This window comes from Sporosarcina sp. FSL K6-5500 (assembly GCF_038005665.1).
GTDB classification, from domain to species: domain Bacteria; phylum Bacillota; class Bacilli; order Bacillales_A; family Planococcaceae; genus Sporosarcina; species Sporosarcina psychrophila.
Genome location: NZ_JBBOTP010000001.1, coordinates 492,371 through 505,479, shown reverse-complemented (window position 1 = coordinate 505,479; position 13,109 = coordinate 492,371). Strand labels below are relative to the sequence as shown.

The window sequence follows — 13,109 nt, the reverse complement described above, 5'->3', positions numbered from 1 at the left end:
CTACTCACCAGTATTTCATGTAAAAAAAGGCCTTCTACTCCTAAATTTAAGAGGGAAGACCTTGGTTTTATAAATTTTGGAAATCGATAGCTGCAGCGCCGAGTGTTTTCGCTGCGAGTAGCATCGCATTTTCATCGATGTCGAATTTTGGGTGATGATGTGGATATGGGTTGTCAGGTTTTGCGCCAGTGAAGAAAAATGTACCAGGTACTTTTTCTAAATAATATGCAAAATCTTCGCCGCCCATTTGTGGTGTCGATTCCACGACTGATTCCACGCCAAGAATACCTTCCGCGACAGTCTTCAGAAATTCTGTTTCGGCTTTGTGATTGACAACAGCTGGATAGCCGCGTACATATTCGAAATCGATTGTACAGTCATTTGCAAGCGCAGTCCCGTCAACAACGCGTTTCATTTCGCGTTCCATCAAATGGCGAATGTCAGGGTTGAATGTCCGTACCGTACCGCCTAGTTTTGCTGAATCGGCTATGACATTAAATGCGTTTTGTGCAACGAATGAACCGATAGATAACACTGCCGAGTCAATTGGATCGACGCGACGGGAAACAAGTTGCTGTAAATTCATCACTAGCTGTGCGCCAATAACGATAGCGTCTTTCGTTTGATGCGGAGCCGCACCGTGACCGCCTGCGCCTTGGATTTTAATGTCGAAACGGTCAGCCGCTGCCATTACAGGACCGGTCAAATATTCGATTGTACCTAAAGGTGTCAAAGACCATAGATGCGTTCCAAAAATGACATCAACCCCATCAAGGCAACCGTCTTCAATCATGGAAATTGCACCGCCTGGAGCAAATTCTTCTGCGTGTTGGTGGATGAAAACATAGTCGCCAGCAAGGTCTTCATGCAGTTCATGAATGGCTTTTGCAAGCTGTAGGAGTGTAGCAGTGTGCCCATCGTGACCACAAGCATGCATGACGCCTGGAACAGTTGATTTATACGCTACATCCTTTTCATCTTGAATGGGTAGCGCGTCGAAATCTGCACGTAGTGCAACCGTCTTACCAGGTCTACCACCCGAAACCCTTGCAACGACACCATTGCCGCCAACCCCCTTACGTACTTCAATACCAAGGTCAGCGTAAAAATCATGTATGTACTGCGCAGTTTTTTCTTCCTTAAAAGATAATTCAGGATTCATGTGAAGGTGGCGGCGAATAACGACCATATCCTCATAAGCGCTATCGAGCTTTTCATACAATTGTTCTTTCAATGGACTGTTCCCCCTAAAAATTATCTAATTTGAATGTTGCTACTTCTATTATAGCAAACATTTGAGAGGGAACACTAAAACGCAACCCGTAGTTCGGGTCGCGCGTTTTATATCTTATCTTTCGTGGTATAAGTTGTTACATAAGGAGCGCTCGAGAAAATATGAAGCGAAGTATCGACGCCTGCTTCTGCATGATTTGAGGAGTGAGCCTTGTCGAAAGCAGATGAGTTTTCCCATCTTGTATAATGGGTGCTATCAGACCATTCTGTCAGAACGATATACGTGTCTGAATCGAGTGGGCGGAGCAAACGAAATGCGATGAATCCGAGTTCAGATTCAATAGCACCCGTAAGTTCTGTAAAGCGATGCTCAAAAACTGGACGTCCTTCATCCGTGACGGGAATATTGTTGAAAACGAAATAACCGTTATCTTGCAGTGTTCCCGAGGAGCTAATGACTTCGTAACGGCGTGGTGTTTGGAACACAGTTTTACCTACCGTTTCATGCAGTAAAAGAGAATTACCATGACCATGCATGGCAATCAAGCTTTCTGCCGCATATTTTTCTTTTAAACTTTCCATAAATTCAGGTGTACCCGATGTCATATAAATATTCATTTTCAAAAAAACCTCCTTGTAGTTCTTATTTATCTATTTTCCCCTATTTGAGAACTTAAAACAAACTTTGACAAAATGATGGCGAAAAAAGTAAGAAGTTAGCACAATTGTATGAATAACGGGGCTAAAAGCTATACTTTGCAAAGGGAAACGTCTATATTGAGTACGGATATGTAACACGGAAATAGTTAATTAAGAAAGTGGGAATAAACCAAATGACAAAATTCAATGATACACTTTTACGCGCTGCAAGAGGCGAGAAAATTGATCATACACCGGCTTGGTACATGAGGCAGGCAGGGCGTTCACAACCGGAATACCTAAAAATCAAGGAGAAATATTCTCTTGAAGAGATTACACACCAACCTGAACTTTGCGCATATGTAACAAAGCTTCCAGTTGATCAGTATAATGTCGACGCGGCAATTCTTTACAAAGACATCGTTACACCACTGCCGGGAATTGGTATTGATGTGAAAATAAAAGCGGGCATTGGTCCAGTTATCTCAAATCCAATCCGTACAGTTCAAGATGTCCATAATCTTGGCGATCTATCACCACAAGATGATATTCCTTTCGTTCTTGAAACGATTAAAATATTGACGAAGGAACAATTGAATGTTCCGCTTATCGGCTTTGCGGGGGCACCATTTACGCTTGCGAGTTATATGATTGAAGGCGGTCCATCGAAAAGCTACAACTTGACGAAATCATTCATGGTATCTGAGCCGGAAGCATGGTTCGCATTGATGGACAAACTAGCAGATATGACGATTACGTATATTACTGCACAAGTTAATGCGGGTGCAAAAGCAATTCAAATCTTTGATTCGTGGGTAGGGGCATTAAATGTATCTGATTACCGAATCTTCATCAAACCAGTTATGACGCGTATTTTCACAGAGCTGCGTAAATTGAACGTTCCACTAATCACATTCGGTGTCGGCGCAAGCCACTTGGCAAACGAATGGCATGACTTGCCTGTAGACGTTGTTGGTCTCGACTGGCGCTTATCTGTAAAAGAAGCAGGAGAGCGCGGTCTAACGAAGCCGTTGCAAGGAAATCTTGACCCGTCACTGCTACTTGCAGATTGGAGCATTATCGAAGAACGCGCGAAAGTAATCATTGAACAAGGCGTAGAGCATGGTAACCACATTTTCAACCTTGGTCATGGCGTGTTCCCTGATGTGAAACCAGCAACATTGAAACGATTAACTGAATTTGTTCATGAATATAGTGCACAGCTGCGTAAATAACGTGCTGATCCAAACGAAGAGGTGAATGTTATGACAAAGAAACAAATGGGACTTTTAGTGATGGCTTATGGGACTCCGAATAAGGAAGAGGATATTGAGTCGTATTATACGCATATCCGCCACGGTCGCCCGCCTGCACCTGAACAATTGGAGGACCTTCGCAATCGCTATGAGGCAATTGGCGGGATTTCTCCGCTTGCGCGAATTACTGAAGATCAAGCAAACGCGCTTTGCAACCGTCTGAATGAAGTGCAGGATGACATTGAATTCAAGGTCTATATTGGATTGAAACATATTGCACCATTTATTGAGGATGCGGTAGAAAAAATGCATGAAGACGGGATTACAGAAGCGGTCTCAATCGTACTGGCGCCGCATTTCTCGACGTTTTCTGTCAAGTCATACAATGGCCGCACGAAAGAAGAGGCTGACAAGCATGGTATCACAATTACTTCTGTCGAAAGTTGGTACAAACAGCCGAAGTTTATTGAATTCTGGACTGATCAAGTGCGCGGTACATTCGACAGCATGAGCGAAGAAGAGAGAGCGAAAGCATGTCTGATTGTTTCAGCGCATTCGTTGCCGGAAAAAATAATCGCGAATGGTGATCCATATCCAGATCAGTTGAAAGAAACAGCTGAATTGATTGCAAAAGCTGCTGGTGTGAAAAACTATGAACTAGGTTGGCAAAGTGCAGGGCAAACGCCTGAACCATGGCTTGGTCCCGACGTTCAAGATTTAACACGCGATTTGCATAATGAAAAAGGATATACAACATTTGTTTATACGCCAGTTGGATTTGTTTCCGACCATCTCGAAGTACTATTTGACAATGATTATGAGTGTAAAGTTGTGTGTGATGAAATCGGTGCATCCTACTACCGTCCGGCAATGCCGAACATCGACCCACTCTTCATCGATGCGATGGTGGATGCAGTATTTGAAAAGATGAAAGAAGCTTAATATGGTTGAAAGAAAGTGATGATGGACATGAGCGGACAAAACAAGAAAGTCGTTATTGTCGGCGGAGGGATTACGGGCCTCTCCGCGGCATTTTATATGCAGAAAGAAGCGCGTGAAAAAGGCTTACCTCTAGATGTCATACTTGTCGAGGCGTCAAATCGACTTGGTGGCAAAATCCAGACAGTCCGGCGTAACGGTTTTATCATCGAGCGTGGTCCGGATTCATTTCTTATACGGAAAAAAAGCATGGGAGTCCTTGCACAAGACCTTGGAATCGAAGGGGAGCTTGTGAAAAACGCGACAGGGCAAGCATACGTGCTTGTCGGTGGCGAGTTACATCCAATTCCAGGCGGTTCTGTTATGGGTATCCCAACAGAAATTGGTCCATTCTTGAAAACGGGACTGTTTTCGTTGTCAGGAAAATTGCGTGCAGCGGGCGATTTCGTCCTCCCACGCTCAAACATCAAAGGGGATCAGTCACTCGGTGGATTTTTCCGCAGACGTTTTGGCGGGGAAATTGTTGAGAACTTGATTGAACCGTTGTTATCTGGCGTTTACGCAGGCGATATTGACCACATGAGTTTGGAATCTACATTCCCGCAGTTCTACGCAGTGGAAAAGAAACATCGAAGTCTGATTCTCGGGATGAAAAAAACGACACCGAAACAACTACCGCAGAAAGACGGACATGGCGCTAAGAAAGAAGGCGTTTTCCACACGTTCCGTAACGGACTTGAAACAATTGTTGAAGCAATTGAACAACAACTTGAACCAGGTTCCGTCATGAAAGGTGTTCGGATCGATGCAATTGAGGCGCCAGGAATGGTCGGAGAAAAGACTATACTTGAAATGAATGACGGCCGTAAAATAGAAGCAGATGCAGTTATACTTACAACTGGGCATGAGATGGCGGGTCGCTTATTTGCTCCGCACGGATTATTGCAAGATTTAAGAGAAATACCAACAACGTCTGTTGCGACAGTGGCCCTTGCTTTTCCGGAGGAACATGTCGTACAGGACAAAGAAGGAACCGGTTTTCTTGTCTCAAGAAGCAGCGATTATTCAATCACGGCGTGCACGTGGACACACCGGAAATGGCCGACGACAACACCTGCTGGAAAAGTACTTATCCGGGCCTTCGTAGGTCGCGTAGGCGATGAAGCGATTGTTGATTTACCAGATGCTGAAATTGAGAAAATCGTTCTTGCTGATCTAGGCAGGGTTATGAATATAACAGGGAAACCGGATTTTACGGTTATTACCCGTTGGAAAAAAGACCGCCCGCAATACCGGGTTGGTCACAAACAGCGGATTGCAGCAGCCCGCGCAGAACTGGAATCGAAGTTCCCACAAGTAAAACTCGCCGGTGCCTCTTATAATGGAGTCGGATTACCCGATTGTATTGATCAGGGAAGAGCGGCAGTGAAAGAAGTATTGGAAGATTTATTTGACTGAAAAGATTCGCCCTCGGGTGGATTTTTTTTGTTGGAAAAAGGGTATAGAAGAAACATAGAAAGTTAACGAAAAGAGGAAGCAAAATGAAAAAGTATACATGGGGAATATTGTGTGCGGTGCTGTTATTGACGGGCTGTAGCAAAGGCGAGGCGGAAAACGGACCAATGCCAAGCGAAGATTTCCTCATTATCGCACATCGCGGCGCGTCAGCATACGTGCCGGAAAACACACTTGCTTCTTTTGATTTGGCAGAAGAACTTGCTGCCGACTATATTGAACTTGATATTCATCTGACCAAAGACGGCCAACTTGCGGTTATGCATGACGCGGATGTATCTGGTACAACCGAAGCTAATGGCAAAATCGGTGGATTGACACTTAGTGAGCTGAAGGAGTTATCCGTTAACTTTCGGCACAAGGATGAAGACAAGAAAGCTGTAAATGGCCCATCAGAAGAATATGCAGTTCCTACACTGGGTGAAGTATTCGGTCAATTTGGGGACAATATGAATTTCATCATTGAGTTGAAAGATCCAGAAGACTATCCTGGGATCGAAGAAAAACTGGTTGATACATTGAAGCAATACGACATGATTGGGTTTGATAAAGATAGACATCCTAAAGTAGCAATCCAGTCATTCAGTAAAAAAGGATTAAAACGCGTTTACGAATTAAATCAAGATATCCCGCTTCTAAAACTCATTTCATTTGATGATGATGATGAAGAGGCGAAACTGTCAAAAAAAGAATTGGATGAGCTTTTGACATATGCATCTGGACTGGGAGTTAGTTATGAAGCACTAACGGTCCCATTTATAAAGAAAATGCATGAAAAAGGACTATCCGTTTATGCGTATACTATTATTGATGCTGAAACTGCATTAAAAATGATGGCCATCGGTGCAAATGGCATTCACACAGATCGTCCCGACATACTAGACAAATAAAAAGGTATATCTTTCTACAATCAAAAAACAGCCGAAGGAGTCTCTACGGCTGTTTAAAAAAGATAAGTAAACGTTATTCACCTGGAGCAGCGCTTTTCTAATTCACAGGATATTGCAGTCGTCACATTTGTTGCCGTAGCATTCATGCTGCTCTTCGATTTCTTTCCCGCAAACCGTGCAAACTTTAGCGGGTAGGTTTTTGAAAAACTCAATTACATTTTCAAGCATATTTTATTCTCCCCTTCCTTATTTGTATTAGTACTAGGCTTAATATTAACGTTGTGATAGTACAGTATATGCAAAAGGTTATACGGTATTGCAGGCATCGCATTTATTGCCGTAACACTCATGTTGTTCTTCGATTTCATTGCCGCATGACGTACAAACTTTAGCAGGCAGGTTCTTAAAAAACTCAATTACGTTTTCAATCATCGCTAACATCCCCCTTTTTTACTGTATTAGTATTTGGTTTATTTTTTAATGTGTAATAGTACAGACTCTGCAAAAAAATTACAAGATGTTGCAGTTATCACATTTGTTACTGTAGCATTCATGTTGCTCGTCGATTTCACACCCGCATGATGTACAAGTTTTAGCAGGTAGATTTTTGAAAAACTCGATGACATTCTCAATCATATTTTCATTCTCCCCTTCCTAATTTGTACTACAACTAAATCTGTTATTAGTAGTGTATTATAACAGTGTACTAGATGTCAACACATTTAACGATTTATTCTGAAAGTTGTAAGAGGGGGTCTTCTCTTCTTAAAGATGATAAAATAGGTGAGAAGCTATTAATGAGGAGCGATAAACTATGTATTTCATTGATAATAAAGGAATTACGGATCCGCATATCAACTTGGCGATAGAGGAATACGTCCTCAAGAATATGGATATCGACAAAGATTCGTTTTTGCTGTTCTATATTAACGAACCTTCTATCATCATCGGTAAAAATCAGAACACGATTGAAGAGATTGATACAGAATATGTGGAAGCAAATGGTATTCATGTTGTTAGACGATTGTCCGGCGGGGGAGCAGTCTACCACGATTTAGGCAACTTGAATTACAGTTTCCTAACAAAAGACGATGGCGAATCGTTCCGCAACTTCAAAAAGGTGACAGAGCCTGTCGTTCAGGCGTTGGCAGAAATGGGTGTCAAAGCAGAGTTACTCGGCCGCAATGACATTCTTGTTGAGGGTCGTAAAGTTTCAGGGAACGCACAGTTTTCAACGAATGGTCGTATGTTTAGCCACGGAACACTGATGTTCGATACAGAAATAGAACGAGTTGTTTCAGCATTAAAAGTACGCAAAGATAAAATTGAATCAAAAGGGATTAAATCAATCCGTAGTCGTGTTGCGAATATTTCCGAATTCCTGAATGACTCAATGACAATTGAACAGTTCCGAATGGAAATACTGAAATCGATTTTTGGTGGAGAAGAAAAAATTCAGTATCTAGAGTTGACGGATGAAGATTGGACGAATATCCATAAACTTTCTGCGGAGCGTTATGCAAACTGGGATTGGAATTACGGCAAATCACCGAAGTTCAATATGCAGCATTCACACAGATTCCCAGTAGGCGGCATCGACGTCCGTATCCAAGTGAAAAAAGGAATCATGGAAGACGTCAACATTTTCGGCGACTTTTTCGGTGTCGGAGAAGTGACAGTTATCGAGGAAAGCTTGAAAGGTATCCAGTATGAGAGACAGGCAATTAGCGAAGCGCTCGCACCAATTGACATTCCGACATATCTAGGCGGCATTACGAAAGAAGAGTTCCTTCAATTGATTTATTGATGAAACTAGAAGCCTGACGATATGTCGGGCTTTTTCTTTTTGGATTAATTCTTCAAAGTGGAAGGATTGATCATATAGCTAGGCAAAGCGATCATATAAGTAGCCAAGCGATCATATAGCTTGTCCAGCGATCAAATAAGCCGCCAAGCGATCATATAGCTTGTCCGCCCGATCAAATAAGTAGCCAAGCGATCATATAGCTTGTCCAGCGATCAAATAAGCCGCTAACCGATCATATAGCTTGTCCGCCCGATCATATAAGCAGGCAAGCAATCATATAGCTTGTCCAACCAATCATATAACCCAACCAACTAATCAAAACCCCCACAAAAAACAACAACATTCCCAAAAACCTTCCAACCGCCGGGCCTGTTTTTACGCTATAATAAAGGGAAGTGTGAAAGGGGACTGACCTATGGAAAACCATCGTATATTCATAGTTGAAGATGATAAGAAAATCGCACAACTGTTAGCAGACACGCTCCGGAAATACCAATACGACGTTGCAATCGTCGAAGATTTTGACCAAGTTACTAAGGAAAGCCTCGCGTTTGATCCGCATCTCATTTTGCTTGATATCAATCTGCCTTCTTATGACGGCTATTATTGGTGCCGTCAGCTTCGTCAACATACGACGTGTCCTATCTTATTTATTTCTGCACGTTCTGGCGACATGGATCAAGTATTTGCGCTAGAAAATGGTGGAGATGATTTCATCACGAAACCATTCCATTATGAAATCGTCCTTGCTAAGATAAGAAGCCATTTACGTAGAACATTTGGCGAATACGCTCCTAACCAATCAGAACGGACCGTGAAAATTGGTGCACTTCATTTATATATCGAACGGATGGAACTGCATATTCGTGAAAATAGTGTACCCCTTCAGAAAAAAGAATGCGTCATCCTTGAGTTGCTGATGGACGCGGCGCCGAAAGTTGTGTCGCGGGAAAAACTGCTTGAAGAACTCTGGGATGATCAGTCATTTGTTGATGAAAATACATTAAATGTTAATATGACTAGAGTGCGTAAGAAACTGGCTGATTATGATATTAAATCTTCAATCGAAACCGTGCGTGGCGCGGGATATCGCTTCTTATTAGCGCCGGAAGAATCATGAAAAAACTAAGCCTTTTTCTAAGAGAACATCTATCTTTCCTCGCTTTTCAACTAATTCTTATATTGTTTATTATGTTGCTGTATTGGTTGGATGGTTTCCGCAATTTCAACACGGCTATCTATTCAATCAGTATGAGTATGTTGTTGACCAGCGGCTATTTATTAGGGAAGTTTATTATGAGGCGTTCATTTTACGACGCAATCACGCGTAAGCCAGAAAAGATGGAAGATGCACTGATCCGATTTGCACAAGCGCCAGAGCATCGGCAAACGACTGAATTTACACGTGAATTGTACCGACTGTATCAAAACGAAGTGCAACGCTTGTATGCAGCCCAACATCGGCAACTCCACTTTATGAACCAGTGGGTCCATCAGATGAAAACACCGATTTCCGTTATGGGACTTTTACTGCAGGAAAAAGATGACCTCGACCGTGACAGTATCACTGAAGAGGTTGAGAAAATACGGCGTGGGCTCGATTCGGTACTTGTCAATGCACGGCTCGAAACGTTTGAACAAGATATGCAGATCGAGCGCATTGATTTGAAAAAACTAGTACAAGAAATCGTGACGGAACATAAGCGACTGTTCATCACCAATGGCGTATTCCCAGTTATTTCAATCGATGACAACTTCGTTGTTGCCACGGATGTGAAGTGGATGAAAATCGTCATCGGGCAGTTCATTACGAATGCGGTGAAATATACGTTCGACGAGGGAAAGAAAGTCCATTTAATAGCGTCTTGTACAGGGAATGGACTGAAATTGCAGATTCGAGATGAAGGGATTGGTATCCCATCTTCGGATTTGAAGCGAGTTACCAAGGCTTTCTTCACTGGTGAAAATGGTCGACTAACTGGCGAATCAACAGGAATGGGACTTTATATTGCATCAGAAGTATGCAATCGGTTAGGTCATCCACTGTCAATTGAATCTGAAAAAGGAATCGGGACAACGGTGACAGTACTATTTGAAAATGGAGAGGCAGGTGAGACGGGTGAATCGGAACACAATCGTGGAACTGACGGAAGTGACGAAAATTTATGAAGGAAAAGTGATGCACCGAGCGTTGAACCGTCTTGATTTTGAAGTGGAGGAAGGCGAGTTCGTCGCAGTCATGGGCCCTTCTGGAAGCGGAAAAACAACGTTGCTGAACTTGATTTCGACGATTACATTACCGACGTATGGACGCCTGATGATAAATGGAATCGAGCCAGAAGCGCTCAAGCAAAACGACCTAGCATTATTTAGACGACGCAATCTCGGCTTCGTTTTTCAAGATATTAATCTGCTTCAAATGCTGACAGTAGAAGAGAATCTCGTTTTACCGTTGACCCTTGATGGCTTATCAGTTCCTGAAATGGAAAGACGTATTGCAGAAACTGCAGCACGTCTTGATTTGACAGATATTCTGAAACGTAGGCCCGACGAATTATCGGGGGGACAAGCGCAACGAACGGCGATTGGGCGGGCACTTATTCATAAACCCAAAATCATTCTTGCTGATGAACCAACTGGTAATCTCGATTCGAAGTCCGCGAAAGATGTGCTCGAATTGCTAAGCCATATTAATAAAAGTGAAAAAACAACTGTCGTTATGGTGACGCATGATCCGATTGCCGCCAGTTATTGTGACCGTGTGCTATTCATTAAGGACGGCGAATTTTTCAATGAAATCTATAAAGATGAAAGACGTCAAACATTTTTCCAACGTATTTTGAACGTCTTGTCTCTTCTCGGGGGGAATGTCCATGACCTTTCGTCAATTCGCTTACCGTAATGTTATTCGAAATAGACGTGTTTACACTGCATTTTTCATGGCAAGCGTTTTCTCCGTTATGGTTTTTTTCCTTTATTCCATGTTGTTGTTTCATCCATCCATAGAAAATCGGTTTGTTCAAGAAATTGCCATAATGGGTATGGGAATCGCAGAAATTATATTGTATATTTTCACTGTGTTTTTCCTGTTTTATTCGATGCGGGCATTTCTTCAGGCGAGGTCGAAGGAATTCGGCATTTTGCTGCATTTAGGGATGGCAAAGCGACAATTGAACCGTCTTATATTCATTGAGACGATGATTATTGGAACGGCGTCTATTGTTGCAGGGACTATTCTTGGATTTATGTTTTCAAAATTCTTTTTTATGATTATACGGGAAATCGTTCTGTTGCCAGCTTTGCCCCTCTATTTATCATGGGAACCATTTGCACTGACAATTGGTGCTTTCATGAGTCTGTTTATAATCATTTCGTATGTGGCTCCGGTGTTCATTCGGACCGGTGAGGTGGCCGATCTCATACAAGGAGATGCAGGAAGTCGAGGGGCGTACGGCTATTCAAAAGCACGTGGCTATCTGGGATTACTGATTCTTGCATTGTCCTATATCCTGGCTGCATCGACAACGAATTCCGTCGTAACCGGCCTGATCTTTTTCTTGCCACCGCTTGCAACAATAGGGACCTTTTACTTTTTCACGGATTCCTTACCTTTGCTCCTTCATAAGCTTCGCAATCGAAAACGATTGTATTGGCATCATTTTTGGTTGCTGTCGATATCTGAAGGTGTCGTGCGGCTACGTGAAAATGCGCGCATGTTTTTCATCGTGACAATCGTATCGACTGTAGCGTTCATGTCAGTTGGCATACTTGCATCGCTTACTTCTTTTGCTTCCCAGTACCATGAAATGCATCCGTTAGGTCTTGTTTACAAAAGTGAATCTAACAATGAACTTGAAAGAAAGCATATTACACAGCTCGTCGACGAACTGAAGGCAGAGCAGATCGATTATTCACTTGTTCGGTTCCAGGTGTTGGAACAGACGTCGACCTTCACCAAGAACCCCGTTGCGATACTGAAGCTATCCAATGTGAATATACTTGCTCAGTCGTTTGGTTATCAAGTTATTGACATGGAAAAGGGCGAAGCCGTTTTCTTACCACCTTCCGCTTCATCGTATGACCAGCTGAAGGATCGAACTGTGACAACGCTACTCAAAGAAAGTGATGTCCACGTTAAGATAGATGGGGCGTACCCTTATCATTTATTTTCTTCGTACTCGATTGCAATGAATGCGATCGTATTGAATGATGCGGATTATGAATTGGTACTCGAAAAGGGATTAACACAGGGGGATAAGTCATTTTCCTACTATGCATTCCATGTTCCCGATTGGCAAAAAACACAGGAAATTGGCTTGTCCATCGATGCCAAGGTTTCGGAATCATTTCTTGCGGGGGGATCCGATAATTTACTATATTCATTTGAAAATCCGGGCTTGAATTATTCGGTCATTCGCACGACATTTTCACTGTTATTGTTCATCGGATTACTTTTGGCGGCCGTATTTTTCCTGGCGGCAGGAAGTTTCATCTACTTCAGACTGTATACATCGCTCGAAAGTGATCGTAAACAGTTCGATGTTTTACGACGTATGGGAATCACGGATCGCGAGTTCAAGAAAATTGTCAATCGGCAATTAATCCCGCAGTTTTTCTTCCCATGGGGAGTTGCATTTGTTCATAGTTCATTTGCATTTCTGTCTTTACAAGTGATTTGGGATGCACTGGCGGAAATTTCAATTGTAAAAGAACTTGTTCTCGTTCTTGTCGGATTTACGCTAATGCAAATCTTTTATTTCTATTTAATCCGCTGGCGCTATCTTGCGCATATTAAAGCATCGGCTTGACAAGTCTGCATGATGCAAATCA

General features: G+C 42.6%; 14 protein-coding genes. 9 read left to right on the top strand and 5 right to left on the bottom strand.

Going from position 1 to position 13,109, the window contains the following annotated elements; translation table 11 throughout:
• Nucleotides 1-67: 67 nt before the first annotated feature.
• Nucleotides 68-1,234 (bottom strand): M20 metallopeptidase family protein, encoded by a 1,167-nt coding sequence (locus MKX62_RS02365; protein ID WP_067212106.1) that lies wholly within the window; start codon nucleotides 1,232-1,234, stop codon nucleotides 68-70.
• Nucleotides 1,235-1,341: 107 nt separating this feature from the next.
• Nucleotides 1,342-1,851: an antibiotic biosynthesis monooxygenase family protein gene (locus tag MKX62_RS02360; protein ID WP_067212104.1), complete on the bottom strand. Its 510-nt coding sequence runs from the start codon at nucleotides 1,849-1,851 to the stop codon at nucleotides 1,342-1,344.
• A gap of 215 nt (nucleotides 1,852-2,066) precedes the next feature.
• Between MKX62_RS02360 and hemE the strand changes: the two genes are divergently transcribed.
• The 4 genes from hemE (at nucleotide 2,067) to MKX62_RS02340 (ending at nucleotide 6,472) form a co-directional block, all read left to right on the top strand.
• Complete coding sequence (hemE, locus tag MKX62_RS02355) at nucleotides 2,067-3,107, top strand: uroporphyrinogen decarboxylase (RefSeq protein WP_067212102.1); 1,041 nt, start codon at nucleotides 2,067-2,069, stop codon at nucleotides 3,105-3,107.
• 30 nt (nucleotides 3,108-3,137) lie between these two features.
• The gene (gene hemH / locus MKX62_RS02350; RefSeq protein WP_340740575.1) at nucleotides 3,138-4,070 is read left to right on the top strand and encodes a ferrochelatase; all 933 of its coding nucleotides are present in this window, start codon (nucleotides 3,138-3,140) and stop codon (nucleotides 4,068-4,070) included.
• 27 nt (nucleotides 4,071-4,097) lie between these two features.
• The gene (gene hemY, locus MKX62_RS02345; RefSeq protein WP_067212092.1) at nucleotides 4,098-5,525 is read left to right on the top strand and encodes a protoporphyrinogen oxidase; all 1,428 of its coding nucleotides are present in this window, start codon (nucleotides 4,098-4,100) and stop codon (nucleotides 5,523-5,525) included.
• Between the two features lie 83 nt (nucleotides 5,526-5,608).
• Nucleotides 5,609-6,472 carry a glycerophosphodiester phosphodiesterase family protein gene (locus MKX62_RS02340; RefSeq protein ID WP_340740574.1) on the top strand — a complete coding sequence of 288 codons (864 nt, stop codon included), beginning with the start codon at nucleotides 5,609-5,611 and terminating at the stop codon, nucleotides 6,470-6,472.
• A gap of 102 nt (nucleotides 6,473-6,574) precedes the next feature.
• On the opposite strand, the gene yhfH (MKX62_RS02335) is transcribed toward MKX62_RS02340, so the two are convergent.
• From yhfH (MKX62_RS02335) to yhfH (MKX62_RS02325), 3 genes are all read right to left on the bottom strand, one after another.
• Nucleotides 6,575-6,700 carry a protein YhfH gene (gene yhfH / locus MKX62_RS02335; protein WP_082786678.1) on the bottom strand — a complete coding sequence of 42 codons (126 nt, stop codon included), beginning with the start codon at nucleotides 6,698-6,700 and terminating at the stop codon, nucleotides 6,575-6,577.
• 78 nt (nucleotides 6,701-6,778) lie between these two features.
• Nucleotides 6,779-6,904: a protein YhfH gene (gene yhfH, locus MKX62_RS02330; RefSeq protein WP_187045606.1), complete on the bottom strand. Its 126-nt coding sequence runs from the start codon at nucleotides 6,902-6,904 to the stop codon at nucleotides 6,779-6,781.
• A 78-nt stretch (nucleotides 6,905-6,982) separates the two neighbouring features.
• Nucleotides 6,983-7,108, bottom strand: coding sequence for a protein YhfH (gene yhfH, locus MKX62_RS02325; protein ID WP_340740573.1), 126 nt, complete (start codon nucleotides 7,106-7,108; stop codon nucleotides 6,983-6,985).
• 178 nt (nucleotides 7,109-7,286) lie between these two features.
• Between yhfH (MKX62_RS02325) and MKX62_RS02320 the strand changes: the two genes are divergently transcribed.
• The 5 genes from MKX62_RS02320 (at nucleotide 7,287) to MKX62_RS02300 (ending at nucleotide 13,087) form a co-directional block, all read left to right on the top strand.
• Nucleotides 7,287-8,279: a lipoate--protein ligase gene (locus tag MKX62_RS02320; protein ID WP_067212088.1), complete on the top strand. Its 993-nt coding sequence runs from the start codon at nucleotides 7,287-7,289 to the stop codon at nucleotides 8,277-8,279.
• Between the two features lie 415 nt (nucleotides 8,280-8,694).
• Nucleotides 8,695-9,399, top strand: a complete 705-nt coding sequence (locus MKX62_RS02315; RefSeq protein ID WP_187045604.1) for a response regulator transcription factor — start codon at nucleotides 8,695-8,697, stop codon at nucleotides 9,397-9,399.
• Entirely contained in the window at nucleotides 9,396-10,448 is a 1,053-nt protein-coding gene (locus MKX62_RS02310) for a sensor histidine kinase (protein WP_338655483.1), read from the top strand. The genes MKX62_RS02315 and MKX62_RS02310 overlap by 4 nt, the downstream gene beginning before the upstream one ends.
• Before the next feature lie 10 nt (nucleotides 10,449-10,458).
• Nucleotides 10,459-11,181 (top strand): ABC transporter ATP-binding protein, encoded by a 723-nt coding sequence (locus MKX62_RS02305; RefSeq protein WP_255428711.1) that lies wholly within the window; start codon nucleotides 10,459-10,461, stop codon nucleotides 11,179-11,181.
• Nucleotides 11,153-13,087, top strand: coding sequence for an ABC transporter permease (locus tag MKX62_RS02300; protein ID WP_340740572.1), 1,935 nt, complete (start codon nucleotides 11,153-11,155; stop codon nucleotides 13,085-13,087). Before MKX62_RS02305 ends, MKX62_RS02300 begins: the two co-directional genes overlap by 29 nt.
• The last annotated feature ends 22 nt before the right edge of the window (nucleotides 13,088-13,109 follow it).